A 13,566-nucleotide genomic window follows, 5' to 3' on the forward strand; every position below is an offset into this window, starting at 1 on the left:
TTTTTTAATTCTCCTCCCTGACATTATCACTTTCTTTTTTCTTCAATAACATTACATTGATTTTAATTTCAGCCTTTTGCAAAGTATCTTCTACCCACTCCAAAAATAACCTACGTATTTTTTCCTGGATTAATTTTTCTTCAATAATTGAATAAGCCTGAAAAGGCTCCAAAAGACTGGCCTGTTCTTTTTTTAAGACAACAAGAAAATAAAAACTTTTTTTATCGTTTTTTATCTTACTACATTCACCTGGCTTTAGTTTTTTAATTTCACCGGCCCAAATCATGGGCAATTGATCAACACGCATAAAGTATTCATGAATAATCATATCAGGAAATTTTTTGCGTAACTCTTCTACTTCAGTTTTCTTTTTATAACTAATTAAAGCTTTTTTTATCTTTCCCTGATCAGGAGAAGAAAAAACTAAAAATTTTATTCGTTCAGGAAGATAAAATTCGGATAAATTTTTTTGGTAGTAATCTTGAACTTCCTGAAAATCTATTTTTACCCTGGGTCTTAAAACTTCTTGAATAAATTTTTCCCAGGAAATTCTGAGTCTAAGTTGCTCCCGCCAATAATTTAAATCAATGTACTCTTCAATAAGTATTTTTTCAAACTCATCCGGAGGGTAATCCTGACGCACCTCTTCTTCTCTGGCTTTTAGTTCTTTATCAGTAACCTCCAGCCCCCTGACCGCTAACTCTTGTTCAACTAATTTATACAAAATAAGGTTTGTCAGAATTTGACCATATTCCTGCTGCAAATGCTCTACACTTGGAGGCAGAGTTTCCCCCCACTCCAGGTGTAAAAAATCATAGTTGGCCTCCAATTGGTGGAGATAAATAGGACTCCCATTAACCAAAGCCACAACTCCTGGTTCCTGGCCACTGTTATTACAAGCCATATTAAACCACAGAAGTAATGTGAGGAGCAAATATAAAAAAATAAAGTTGAATTTCCTTACCATATCACGCTTCGCTGTTATTTGTTCACCTCGTTCATGTAATTACACCTTCACTATCCACTGACCATCCTACCTAGTCAACTACTCACCTACTCAACTACTCAACCAAAGTGCATCTATCAGATGCACTCTATACCCATTCACTCATTTATCAAACTAACCAACTCGTCCAATTTTGTCGCTGCTGTATCCAATGCTTCGGCAATAGATTGATCAGACCTTAAACGCAACTCCAATTTTGCCGGAGGTAGTAAGCGGGCCACTTTCTGATTCTCCTCGATCCACTTAACCAGAGCCAGAGGGTTAATCTTCTGCATATCTTCTGGCCAGGACAAAACCAATTTCTGCTCGAAAAGTTCTGCTCTGATTATACCTAAAAGTGAAAGTTTTTGTTTAACTTTGAGCACCTGGATAAAAGTTTCCAATTCCGCTGGTATCTTGCCGAAACGATCCCGGATTTCCGCCTTTATCTCGTCAAAATCCCGCTCTGTAGTGCAAGAAGACAACATCTTATAATATTTAAGTCTTTCACTACTATCAATTATATACTCTTCAGGTATATGGGCAGTAAAACCAATATTCAGTTCCGGTTCAACTTCCCTGATCCTAGATTCTCCCTTAAGCTTACGCACCTCCTCATCAAGCATTTCCAGAAAAAGATCCAGACCAACCTTACCTATATGGCCAGACTGAGCCTCGCCAAGAATATTTCCTGCCCCGCGCAACCGCAGATCTTGCATGGCTATCTGGAACCCAGCTCCTAAATAGTCCATCTCCAAAATAATTTGCATTCTTTTCCTAGCCTGTTCTGAAAGCCGGTCAAGAGCAGGAACTATAAAATAGGCATAGGCCTGCTCGCCAGAGCGTCCAACCCTGCCTCGTAATTGATATAATTGGCCCAAACCGAACAACTGGGCTTGATCCACAATCAATGTGTTGGCTTTAGGAAAATCAAGGCCGGATTCGATAATAGACGTGCAGACCAAAATATCGACTTCCTGGTGCCAGAACCTGTGCATAGTCTCTTCCAGGTCCTTTTCCGGCATCTGGCCATGGGCTTTGGCTACTCTGGCTTCCGGAGCTAGTTGACTCACAAAATTAACGACCTGATCAAGCCCCTGGACACGATTATAGACCCAAAAGACCTGTCCTCCTCGCTCAAGTTCCCGGAGGAGTACTTCCTTCAAAAATTTCGGATCGCGCTCTATAATTGCGGTCTGCACCGGTTTGCGTTCAGCAGGCGGAGTTTCTATAACACTTAGTGTTCTGATTCCGGACAATGAAAGCTGCAATGTCCGGGGAATGGGAGTTGCCGTTAAGGTTAGAACATCAATATTCTGGCGAAGCTTTTTTAATTTTTCTTTGTGCTTGACTCCAAAGCGTTGTTCTTCGTCCAAAATAAGTAAAGACAATTTAGGCAGAAACACATCCCCGGATAAAAGACGATGTGTTCCGATTAAGATATCTATTTCTCCTCTTTTCGCTGCTTGAACAATAAGCTTTTGTCTTGCTTTGGGGACAAACCTGCTCAACATGGCAACTTTAACGCCAAAATCTTCCATTCTCTGCCGAAAATTCTGGTAATGTTGCTCAGCTAGAACTGTGGTTGGGCAAAGCAAAGCCACCTGTTTACCATCTATTACAGCCCGAAATGCCGCGCGCATGGCTACTTCTGTCTTGCCAAACCCCACATCTCCACAAACTAGACGATCCATAGGCTCGGGGCGTTCCATATCGGCCAGAACCTCTTTGATAGCCTTTTCCTGATCAGGAGTTTCATCAAAACCAAAACTGGCCTCGAATTCAAAGTAAAGTTCACTTGGAGCACCATAGCTAAATCCTTTTGCCACCTTGCGATAGGCATACATGTTGACAAGATCACGAGCTATCTTGGCAATTGCCTTACGAACACGATCTTTAGTTTTTTGCCATCCCGAACCACCGAGTTTATCCAAGCCAGGGCTAATCCCTTCCGGCCCTTTGTATTTTTGAACAAGATTCAATCGATCCACAGGAAGGTATAGTTTATCGCCTCCTGCATATAAGAGAAGAAGATAATCATTGGCTACTGATCCAACCTTAATCCGTTTTAGGCCCCCAAACCGGGCTAACCCATAGTCTCTGTGTACCAGCAGATCATTCTCAGCAATCTCTTCAAAACTGGTCAGTCCCTTGAAATCTACTGCTCTCCTCTTGGGACGCTGTCCTTTGTCTGGTTGGAGAACATCTTCTGCCAAAATCAGGATGTGGTTCCACTCCAGAACCATGCCCTGAGAAAGATTGGAAACCAGAGCAAACAAACCTTTTTTTTGTGGAGTATAATTTGTGACTGGAAAAATTTTTTCTTCGGCAATTAGCTGTAAAAATTTTTGTCTGGACTTTTGATTATGAAAGGAAAGTATGACTTGGTTATATGTTTCTTTCCACTCTTTTAGAGCCTGGAGCAAGGCAGACCAGGGTCTGGCCTTATGCTCTGGCTTCCAGAAGAGATCAAAAAAAGATGTGACTTTCTTTTCCGGAAGCTCAATATAAGCCTGTTCTGTTTTCTGGCCCATAACCAGGCTGTCAAAAAAAACCCGGGGTCTTTTTTCCCAGACAGTATGAACATGGGCCGGGGCATGGACGATCTCACGCAAAGGCAACTCAACCGTATCAGCCCACTCCTGCCAGGACCAGTAAGCTTCGTCCAGACGTGAACGAAAATTTGCCCCATCAACAAGTAAAAAATAAGTTTTGTCTGTTAAGAAGTGCTCCAGAGTGGCTGGTTTCTCGTAATATAATCCTGGTAGAAAGGAGTGATTATTTTCTTCCAGGGCGCTAAAAAAAGTGAACTTTTGTTCTTTGGAAATCTCTCCTGTAACCCAAAGCTTTTCAATTTTTTTCTTTGCCTCCTGTTTATAGGCTTCTTCCATAAGGTCGGGGGCAACAGGCAAAATAAGTGTTTCCTGGAGTTCCTGCTTTGAGCGTTGCGAAATGGGCTCAAATAAACGTATATTTTCAATAAAATCGCCAAAAAATTCTATACGAACCGGATGAACATACCCAGGGGTATAGACATCAAGTATGTCTCCCCGCCGGGAAATTTTTCCTTGACTGCTAACCATGGAAACCCGCTCATATCCCCAGGTGATCAGTTTCTCCAATAATTTCTCTAAAGGGTACTCTTCGCCAGCAGCTAAATACAAAAAACTATTTTCAACTACTTCCTTAGGAGGAAAAAGAGCCAGGAAGTTATCCACAGATGAAACTATAGCTTTAGGCGTGTTTTTATTGGTCAGATTGAATAAAGCCGACCATCTCTGGGCCCAAACCTGTTTGGAATCTTTTTCCGGAATAAAATCCGGAAAAAATACCCAGGCCTGTTCCCAAAAATTAGCAATAGCGTCTTCTTTTTTAGTAGCAAGTAAATTAATTATGGCTTTATACTGGGGCAAATCAGTACTTGAAGGTAAAACAAGAGCAACATCTTTACCCTGACTCAAAAGATAATAGGCCAAATAAATATGAGTGGCCGGCCCGGACTTAAATATCCGGCAAATATCACCACCGTTTAATCTATCCAATATTTTCTTTAAATGAATTTCCAACAAAGCTTATAACCTTTAAATCGTGATGCTTAACTAGTTTAAATAGAAATTGGGTGACACATTTATCACCCCAGGTTAAACATAAAAGCCGCCCTGGAGGCGGCTTAAAAATAAGTTTTTTTTCAAAAAAAAATAATAGCCTAAACTTGGCTTAAAACATCCTTCTCCTCACGGCTGAGCAGACGGTCCAAGTCCAGAAGGATCAACAACCTATCATCCAGCTTGCCAACACCACTAATATATTCAGAATCCAGACCGGCCACTACTGGTGGGGGCGGCTCAACAGTATCAGCAGGAATACGTAAAACTTCAGATACTGAATCTACGATAAAACCTACGATCATGTTATTGATCTCGATGACAATAATTCGAGTGTTCTTATCGTGCACCTTTGAATCCATCCCAAACCTTTTGCGCAAATCAATGATGGGGATGACTTTACCCCTCAAATTAATCACTCCTTCCACAAAATCAGGGGCTTTGGGTACTCTGGTTATCTCCAACATACGGATAATTTCCTGTACCTTAAGGATTTCTACACCAAACTCTTCATCCCCGATATTAAAGGTGACTAATTGTAAAAGCTCAACATCTTTTTTTCTCAATTCTTCAGTCATAGCTTTCTCCTGCTGGATGAGGATTCTAAAAACTTATCCAAAGCAAAAATTCAATATCCTCAATAAGTTTTATATTACTATAGCTTACTTCTTTTCTTCTTTTTTATCAACCAAGCTTTTTAAGGCAGCCCACTAGAAATAAAAACAAATAAATTAAATGAGTTAAAATTTATTTGCCAAAAAACACATTAATTTGTAAAAGCTTTCTAACTTATACGAAGAGACAAAAAGTTAAAGGAGGATTTAACGCTAATGGCTCAATTTTTGCCACAGTTGGATGATTACCCCCTGGAGGAACAATTAAAGACTCTTGGAGATGAAGAGTTGTTGGACTTCTGGGAAGAAAGTCAGTTTTTGAACAAATATTTGGAGGATGAAGGCCACAAACCCAAAGGCCTATCGAATACTAATTATGAAAAGCTGATTGTACAGGAACTTCAAATCAGAACTTGTATGCGATACTTAATAAAATAGAGGAAAAGCTAAAGGTTAATGTTGAAAATAATAAACAGCAGGGTCATTCAAAAAGCCCGCTTTAAAGCGGGCTTTTTGTTCTTTACCAGGCCTGTCTTCTTTCCTGTCTTGGTCTAGCCTCGTTGACCCTAATATTTCGGCCACCGAACTCTGCACCATTAAGGGTTTGCATGGCCTCATCTCCACCATCTTCCATTTCCACAAAACCAAAACCGCGGGAGCGACCGGTTTCGCGATCAGAGATGATTTTTACTGAGTTGACCTGACCATACTGAGAAAACAAATCGTGCAATTCCTGCTCAGTTGCCTTCCAAGGTAAATTTCCAACATACAAATTCTTAGACATAAACTAAAAACTCCAAAAAACAAAAAAATTAACCACACATCCGCTACTTAACCCAACCACTTGGACTAAGTAATCATGCTTTGCGGACAAACCCAGCATACCTTTACAGCAAATAGAAATATTTGCAAGTTTTTTTTAATAAAAATTTTTTTAATAAAAATATCATAATATTACATAAGAAGTATATATTTTTAGAAACAAATTTTAGTCAAAAAACTATCTGTATATCTTATGGTCAAAAAAATTTTTAGTCTAATAAGCTTGAGCAAGCTCTCATGGAAGAAGGTATATGAGTCTGCTCACTTATCAACTTTGGTGTCCACAATCTGTCTCAACTTTTCAGCTAACTCAAGCAGATTATTCAGTGCCTTGGCGGAAAACCTCATTCCCTCTGCTGTTTCTGAAGAAATACGGCTAATTTGCTCAATGGCCCTATTAATTTCTTCACTGGTGGCTGACTGTTCTTCTGCAGCTGTGGCAATGTTACCAACTTGGGAACTGGAGTCTTGGACCAGAACCACGATTTCCCTTAATGATTCTCCTGAAAGATTGGCTAGTTCCTTGGCCTTTTGTACAGCCTGAGCAGCCAGATCGGTATTGTCTATATTTTTACGAGTTCCAGTCTGAATAGCTTCAATAGCCTCACCTACTTCCTTTGTCGCGACCATTGTTTTTTCTGCCAGCTTGCGCACCTCGTCAGCAACTACAGCAAATCCACGCCCAGCCTCCCCGGCACGAGCCGCTTCAATGGCTGCATTTAAAGCCAAAAGATTAGTTTGGTCAGCAATATCAGAAATTACATTCATTACTTGACCAATGGATTCTGCTTGAGAACCCAATTTGTCCATATTCTTTTTGAGTATATTAGTTAGTTTGTGCACCTCGGAAATCGCCTGAACCACATCAGACACAATATTGGCCCCCTGTTCTGCCTTTTCCCGGCTTTGGTTCACCTGTAGAGATGCATTGGATGCATTTTTAGCCACTTCCAAAACTGCAGCATTCATTTCCTCCATGGCTGAGGCTGTTTCCGTAACTCTTTCTCTTTGTATCTGAGCTCCTTCGGCCACGTGTTCAACCTGCTCGGAAATCTCGGTGGTCGTATCTGCTACTTTAAAAGCCACTTCGCGCACTTCCAGGTTTATCCGCTCAATCTGTTCCAAGTTTTTCTTTAATTCTCTTTCCTTCATGACCAAGTCTGTGACATCCCGAGCCACTTCCACGTAACCAATCACCTTGCCATCACAGTCACGCAAGATATCTGCAAAAGGTTTTATAAACTTCTTTTGGCCATCAATATTCATTTCAATTATTTCAGCTTCAGTAGAACCTTGAGCAACCTTGACCTGATCAATAGGACACTTGTTCGTGCCACAAACCTTCGTATTAAAAATATCTCTACACTTCCTTCCTTTTAAACTTTCACCAGTGTTTTCCCCCGCTACCCTGGCTACTGCTTTGTTAGCCAGGAGAATATTATAGTCTTGGTCCACCGCAAATACCGGATCAGGGATAGCTTCAATGATATAACGATAGTACTCAATATTACACATCATACCGTAAATCTTATCCATTAATTTATTAAACCAAGTGGCCAAAAGGCCAATTTCATCCCTGGTCCTGACCTGAATATGATCCGTCAAATTCGCTCTATCTTCAGTAATGTCTTTAATTGTAGCGACAACCTTGTTGATAGGCCTGGTGACAAATATAGAGGTAAGCAGACAATTTACAATACCAGGCAAGAGCATCAATGCCAACAGGGTCAAACCAATGGTTATGGAGACAGAAGTAATTGATCCGGTTATGGCCTTATTATCATAAGCATAGACAAAAACACCAATCTGATTGCCCTTGTAATCCTTTACTGGAAATGCAGCCAAGGCAGTATTTCCTTGCTGTTCCAGATAAAGCCCCCTTCTACCTTGGTGCAAAAGATTAATATTAATCAAGGATTCATACTGTTTGCCCTTAGATCCAGAAACCAACACAAACTCGTTATCAATGACCGGATATTTTTTGGAATCCTGCAAGCGTTGCGTAATATGCAGTTTGTCTGCATTCATATATAACAGAACTACCTGACCATCTCCTTCTGAAGCAGCCTTAAGTAAGGGGTTAAAGTCCAAAAGGACCTCTACCGAACCCAATTGTTTCCCGTTTGACTTAACAGGGGCCAGGCCGCGAATGACAAATCCTCCACGGCCAAGTTCAATACCATAAACTGGTTTTCCCGACTGGTTAACATCCAAGACAGTCTGACGAAATGAAGAAATATCATCTGATATATCTACCCAGACTCCGTTTTTCTTGCTCTGTTTTTTCCTCCACAACCGGACGAGGCTCCGACCATTAGGCAAATGATAATGCAATTTAAAAGATGTACCGGTTATCTCTTTAAAGCTACTTAAATTATCCTTTAAGAGTCGGCGCAGCATTTGCCTGGCTTCCTGGGCATTAGGATCATTTTCATCATTGATATTCCCTTCATGGGCCTTTTCAAAGGCTTGAACCACCCCGGGCAAAGATGCAAACAAAGCTGCCTGCCTTAAGGCCTGACGGCCTAAAATTTCAATACTATGGTCTAGTTCCTGGGCCTTATTCTGGGCAAATTTATTTGAAAAATAGCTTTGCATTTCTTTTAATTCGCCATGAACAACCCAATAACCTATCCCGCCTAAAATAACCACGGACAAGATTAAGGGAATAAATAATTTATGCCCTAGTTTCATAACTTACCTCCTAAACGGACATTATAAAAACCAAGAGGCAACGAATGTGCCTAACATGTTAATATAGATGAATTTTAGCCAAGCGTCATGACTAGAACATATAGATAATATTTTGCTAAAAAGTTAAGGGTGTCAACAAAAAACAGGTATATAAAGCGGGCAAAGACTCCTGGATAAAATCTTTCAATTTATCAAACATACTGTTTTTTGTTTTAACAAAATCACAGACAGCAAAAAATGTTGCCTGAATCGAAACGACCTCAACCGGCACACTAAAACTATCAACTCAAAAAGCAGGTATTTTGAAAACACCCCCTCTTTTCCCGGTAAATTCGAAGGTGATAGAGAATTGTTGAGGGTGTTAGGATGGGATTAGAGGTAAAAGAGGAGCTTTCGGTAAAGCCACTTCTTTTTTGGAGAAAAATTAAAAAATTATACTTAAACAACCTTAAAGAAATTTTTTGTTTTCTCCTTGAAGACTCTAACTTAAAGATATTATTAATTTTTTTGTGATGATAGATCATTTTTAAGAGAGGACAACGCTAAAGCTAACTCATCTCACCATTTTTTGACACCCTATTTACTCTTAGGTAAAAAAAGTCATTTTTAATTTTTAAATTGATCTGATTATAAAACCATGAACATCAGCAAAATTGGCGAACATCGGTTTCTAATGACCTTTCACCCCAAAAAAGGTATTTATTGAGCTATAATAATTTATCCGAGTTAAAGTCCAGGCTCTTAATTAATATAATAAGAATAATCTTTCATTTCGAATTTATGTATTCTTAACAAAACCATGAAGATTTCAACAACAATACCCACCAATTAAGGAAAACAAAATGTTCCCCAAAAAAATAATGCTGGCAGTAATGCTCATGCTCTTCTCTACTCCGGCCAAGGCCCAAGATTTGGTCTTCATTGTTGCCAGTTATCACCAAGACGATCCCTGCGAAAAATTACAATATGCGGGAGTAATCAGCGCCTTGAAAAGAAGTATGTCTCAGGAGTTAAAAATTTGCTCATATTATCTGGACTCTAAACGACTCTCTCAGGACAAGGTAAATAAAAAGATAAATGAGGTGTTATCAGCAATTGATAAGGAAAAACCTAAAGTAATTATTGCCTTGGACGATCTGGCCTTTAGTGTAATTGCGCCAAAAGTTATTGGCTATGAGGATACATTCCTTGTCTTTTCTGGCATTAACAGGTCGTTGGAAGAATACAATGCAAAACTACATTTTTTGCAAGGAGATAAACCAATCAAAAATATTACCGGGGTTTATGAATGTCTGTTCATGCGGAAACAAATGGAACTCCTGGACTTGATCTTAGAACGACCTTCCAAAGTAGCTCTTATTTATTCTACAGATTACATGGGTCAGATTGCAAAATCTCAGGTCTTGAGGGAATTGGGCAATAGCGAGTATAAAGACAGGATAGAACTTTTCCCCGTAACAACTATGAAAGAACTGGAAGCCGCTATTCAGACAATTGCCTCCCGGCCGGACATTCAAGCTTATATTCCTCTTATCCTTAGCGTATCGCCTAAATATCCAAGAAAAAAACATTATAAGCAAACCATAGAAGGAGTTGCCCCTTTATTAACCTCTAAAATAAAAAAAATAGATCTCACTCCGAATAAACTTTTTACAGAGTTAGGTTTTTTTGGAGGATATAGTGTTGATTTTTTTCAAATGGGTCACCAGGCAGGTCTGCTTGCTGTCAGGCTGTTAGAATCCCATCCCATCTCCAGCTTGCTGATTGAAAATTCCAAAAATTATAAAATTATTGTTAATAAAAAAAGGGTTAAGGAACTTGGGATGCGTTTGAATGATGAAGTATTAAGTTTGGTGGATGAGTTTATACAATGATTGAACTTAAATTTCAGCTTACTAACCTCATGGGATCGGTCTATTTTTTTCTCTTTGCCGGTCTTGTTTTAATAAAAATTAGCAGAGATAAACTCAATCTAAGAGACAGATTCTGGGAATTCATAATTTTTTCTGCGTTTTGCGTTGGCTTATTCAAAGCCTTAAACACTCAGTGTGTACTCCTCGAAGCCAACAATGTCATCCTTAACATCACGCCACTCTTTACGATATTTTTTACTATTGTACTAGTTCTGCTTATAATAAAGAAAAAAAGAAACGATTTAAAGACTAAAATTGGACTGCTGTTTTCAATTTGTCTTGTTTTTGATACTATTCTTTCTTTATTATATTTTAAAAGCATTGAGTTGGCAATTTTTGAAATAATTCTTATTAACATTACAATTTTATATTTTCTCCGTAATTCTTTTTCATTTAAGAAACGATATTATTTCTTTATCTGTACTTCCTTAGTCTATATACTAGTTACTTTTGTCAGTTATTTCATCATTAATAAATTAGAGGACAATTACAAAACTGATCAACTTGTTAAAGTTTATTCCAAGCTGGAGATCCTACGTCAAAGACTGATTGATTTTGAAAAAACAGGTCTAACCTTATGCAAGATGATTTCTATAAATCAACAGATCAAAAAAGCTGCCATCTCCAAAAACAAGAATGACAAGAGATGGACTTTAAAGTTATTTAACCAGATGTGCAGAGCTTCCTATGTTTGGCTTATGGATAAATCTGGCACAGTTACTCTCTGTTCCGATCCGAAATATGAAGGATATAACTATGCCTTTCGACCTTATTTTAAAAAAGCTATACAGGGGATTGCTAATGTTTACTATGCTAGAGGGGTAAAATCAGACACTGTTGGTGCATTTTTTGCCCGACCTGTAATAGTAGATGGAATAATTAGTGCCGTTCTGGTGATAAAATTTGATTTTTCTACTATATGGGGTTCTAGTTTTAAACAGAATCACATATTTTTTATGCACAAAAGCGGAGCAATTTTATTCGGCCCTGATGAAATGACCGATGTTTTGTTATATTCCTCACCGCAAAACAATGTTGATAACACACTGAAGGTTTTGAGTAAACAAAAAGTGTTCGGCCAAAGAAAAATCCTGAGATCGACCGAATACAAATTGATTAAAAAAAATCTCTTACAGGACAAAGAAGGGTATTCATGGATTTTAGAGAGAGTTCCCTTAAATGATGATGAATGGTACTTGGCAACATTATATAGCTTAAATCCTATTTTTCAATATAGAATCATATTATTAAATATATTTTTATTATTGTCCTTGATTCATGGTTTGTTATGTTTGAGAGTCATTCAAACTCACGAATTTATCTCTAGTTTAAAAAAAGAAGTTGATGAACGCAAAAGACTGGAAAGAATTGAGGCACTTTTGGTAACAGCAATAGAACAAACAGCAGAAAGCATTATCATTACAGATGCAAAAGGAATAATCCAATACGTTAACCCTGCATTTATTCAAACCACAGGATATTCAAGAGAGGAGGTTATCGGTCAAAATCCACGCATTCTGCAAAGTGGAAAACATGATAGCTCATTTTATAAACAAATGTGGGCAACTATTAGTAATGGCCAGCCATGGCATGGACATTTTATAAATAAGAAAAAGGATGGCTCCTTATATGAAGAAGTCGCAACTATCTCGCCAATAAAAGACGACAGAAAAAAAATCATCAACTATGTAGCTGTTAAACGCGATGTGACCCAGGAAAAGAAACTGAAAGAGCAACTTTTTCAAGCCCAAAAAATGGAGTCCATAGGGGTCCTTGCCGGTGGGATAGCCCATGATTTCAATAACATACTTATGGCTATCCAAGGATATGTAGACATCTCTCTCACCAAAATAGAGAGGAGCCATCCGGTTTACAAAAATTTAGTTCAAATTAACAGCAACGTTTCCAGAGCAACTGACCTGGTACGCCAACTTCTACTCTTCGGCCGCAAACAACAGATGGACTTCGCATCTGTAGACTTAAATAAAATTGTGGCCAATATCATTAAAATGCTCCAGAGGCTCATCGGTGCGGATATTAATATATCTACAGATTTATCTCCCGATTTATGGCCTGTACAGGCAGATGCGAGAAAACTTGAGCAGATCATCGTCAACTTGGCTATCAATGCCAGAGATGCCATGCCTGATGGTGGAAAGTTGAACATAAAAACTGAAAATGTACAATTTGACGAGGATTTTTTGCATGATATTCCAGATGCACGGGCAGGTAAATTTGTGTGTTTGTCTGTGACAGATATTGGAAGCGGTATGGATGAAGAAACCTTAAAGCACATCTTCGAACCTTTTTTTACTACCAAAGAGAGAGGCAAAGGCTCAGGATTGGGCCTGGCTGTTGTTTATGGCATTGTAAAAGAGCACAAAGGCTGGATAAATGTTTATAGTGAAGAAGGTCAGGGGACTGTTTTTAAAATTTACCTGCCGGCCCAGGACCAGGCTAAAAGAGTAGAGACCCAGACAGAAGAAAAACCATCTGACTTTGAAAATTTAGAAGGAAAACAAGAACGTGTTTTAGTTGTTGAAGATGAAGAAGGCGTCCGAGACGTTGTGGCTACTGTTCTTAGAGAAAATGGTTACACGGTATTTGAAGCGGCAACAGCCAGTGAAGCCCTGGAGATCTTTAACAATGAAAACGCGAATTTTGAGCTTGTCATAAGTGACATGATACTTCCGGATCAAAACGGTCTGGAACTAGTAGAGCAAATTTTGTCAAGCAAGCCTGAAATTGCAGTCATTTTGAGCAGTGGTTATACAGATTACAAATCGCATTGGCCAGTGATCCAGAAAAGAGGCTTCCGTTTCTTACAAAAACCTTATCCCATTGATACCCTTTTGCAAACAGTCAAAGAAGTGCTCGACAGAAATCATGAGGGATAAACAACTTAAATTCGTTGACAAAAATTGTTGTGGGCT

General features: G+C 38.8%; 8 protein-coding genes. 3 read left to right on the plus strand and 5 right to left on the minus strand.

Going from position 1 to position 13,566, the window contains the following annotated elements; translation table 11 throughout:
- Positions 1-4: 4 nt before the first annotated feature.
- The 3 genes from KFV02_RS04380 to KFV02_RS04390 all read right to left on the minus strand — a co-directional run bounded on the left by KFV02_RS04380 (position 5) and on the right by KFV02_RS04390 (position 5,168).
- On the minus strand, positions 5-967 hold the full coding sequence (locus KFV02_RS04380) for a peptidylprolyl isomerase (protein WP_289510070.1): 963 nt from the start codon (positions 965-967) through the stop codon (positions 5-7).
- A 137-nt stretch (positions 968-1,104) separates the two neighbouring features.
- On the minus strand, positions 1,105-4,554 hold the full coding sequence (gene mfd, locus KFV02_RS04385; RefSeq protein ID WP_252380317.1) for a transcription-repair coupling factor: 3,450 nt from the start codon (positions 4,552-4,554) through the stop codon (positions 1,105-1,107).
- 137 nt (positions 4,555-4,691) lie between these two features.
- Positions 4,692-5,168 (minus strand): chemotaxis protein CheW, encoded by a 477-nt coding sequence (locus KFV02_RS04390; RefSeq protein ID WP_252380318.1) that lies wholly within the window; start codon positions 5,166-5,168, stop codon positions 4,692-4,694.
- Positions 5,169-5,420: 252 nt separating this feature from the next.
- On the opposite strand from KFV02_RS04390, the gene KFV02_RS04395 reads away from it, so the two are divergent.
- Positions 5,421-5,642: a hypothetical protein gene (locus KFV02_RS04395; protein ID WP_252380319.1), complete on the plus strand. Its 222-nt coding sequence runs from the start codon at positions 5,421-5,423 to the stop codon at positions 5,640-5,642.
- Positions 5,643-5,724: 82 nt separating this feature from the next.
- On the opposite strand, the gene rbp is transcribed toward KFV02_RS04395, so the two are convergent.
- The gene (gene rbp, locus KFV02_RS04400; protein ID WP_252380320.1) at positions 5,725-5,988 is read right to left on the minus strand and encodes an RNA-binding regulator; all 264 of its coding nucleotides are present in this window, start codon (positions 5,986-5,988) and stop codon (positions 5,725-5,727) included.
- Positions 5,989-6,287: 299 nt separating this feature from the next.
- A complete protein-coding gene (locus KFV02_RS04405; RefSeq protein WP_252380321.1) occupies positions 6,288-8,720 on the minus strand; it encodes a methyl-accepting chemotaxis protein in 2,433 nt (810 codons plus the stop codon).
- Positions 8,721-9,562: 842 nt separating this feature from the next.
- On the opposite strand from KFV02_RS04405, the gene KFV02_RS04410 reads away from it, so the two are divergent.
- Both KFV02_RS04410 and KFV02_RS04415 read left to right on the plus strand, forming a co-directional pair.
- Complete coding sequence (locus tag KFV02_RS04410) at positions 9,563-10,594, plus strand: ABC transporter substrate-binding protein (RefSeq protein WP_252380322.1); 1,032 nt, start codon at positions 9,563-9,565, stop codon at positions 10,592-10,594.
- Positions 10,591-13,530 carry a PAS domain S-box protein gene (locus KFV02_RS04415; protein ID WP_252380323.1) on the plus strand — a complete coding sequence of 980 codons (2,940 nt, stop codon included), beginning with the start codon at positions 10,591-10,593 and terminating at the stop codon, positions 13,528-13,530. The genes KFV02_RS04410 and KFV02_RS04415 overlap by 4 nt, the downstream gene beginning before the upstream one ends.
- The last annotated feature ends 36 nt before the right edge of the window (positions 13,531-13,566 follow it).

The organism is Desulfovulcanus ferrireducens, assembly GCF_018704065.1.
Taxonomy (GTDB): domain Bacteria; phylum Desulfobacterota; class Desulfovibrionia; order Desulfovibrionales; family Desulfonatronovibrionaceae; genus Desulfovulcanus; species Desulfovulcanus ferrireducens.

What these genes read in the sequence shown, in the direction of transcription:
- KFV02_RS04415 (WP_252380323.1), top strand. Translation starts at nt 10,591, where the DNA reads ATGATTGAACTTAAATTTCAGCTTACTAACCTCATGGGATCGGTCTAT.
- rbp (WP_252380320.1), bottom strand. Translation starts at nt 5,988, where the DNA reads ATGTCTAAGAATTTGTATGTTGGAAATTTACCTTGGAAGGCAACTGAG.
- KFV02_RS04395 (WP_252380319.1), top strand. Translation starts at nt 5,421, where the DNA reads ATGGCTCAATTTTTGCCACAGTTGGATGATTACCCCCTGGAGGAACAA.
- KFV02_RS04405 (WP_252380321.1), bottom strand. Translation starts at nt 8,720, where the DNA reads ATGAAACTAGGGCATAAATTATTTATTCCCTTAATCTTGTCCGTGGTT.
- KFV02_RS04390 (WP_252380318.1), bottom strand. Translation starts at nt 5,168, where the DNA reads ATGACTGAAGAATTGAGAAAAAAAGATGTTGAGCTTTTACAATTAGTC.
- KFV02_RS04410 (WP_252380322.1), top strand. Translation starts at nt 9,563, where the DNA reads ATGTTCCCCAAAAAAATAATGCTGGCAGTAATGCTCATGCTCTTCTCT.
- KFV02_RS04380 (WP_289510070.1), bottom strand. Translation starts at nt 967, where the DNA reads ATGGTAAGGAAATTCAACTTTATTTTTTTATATTTGCTCCTCACATTA.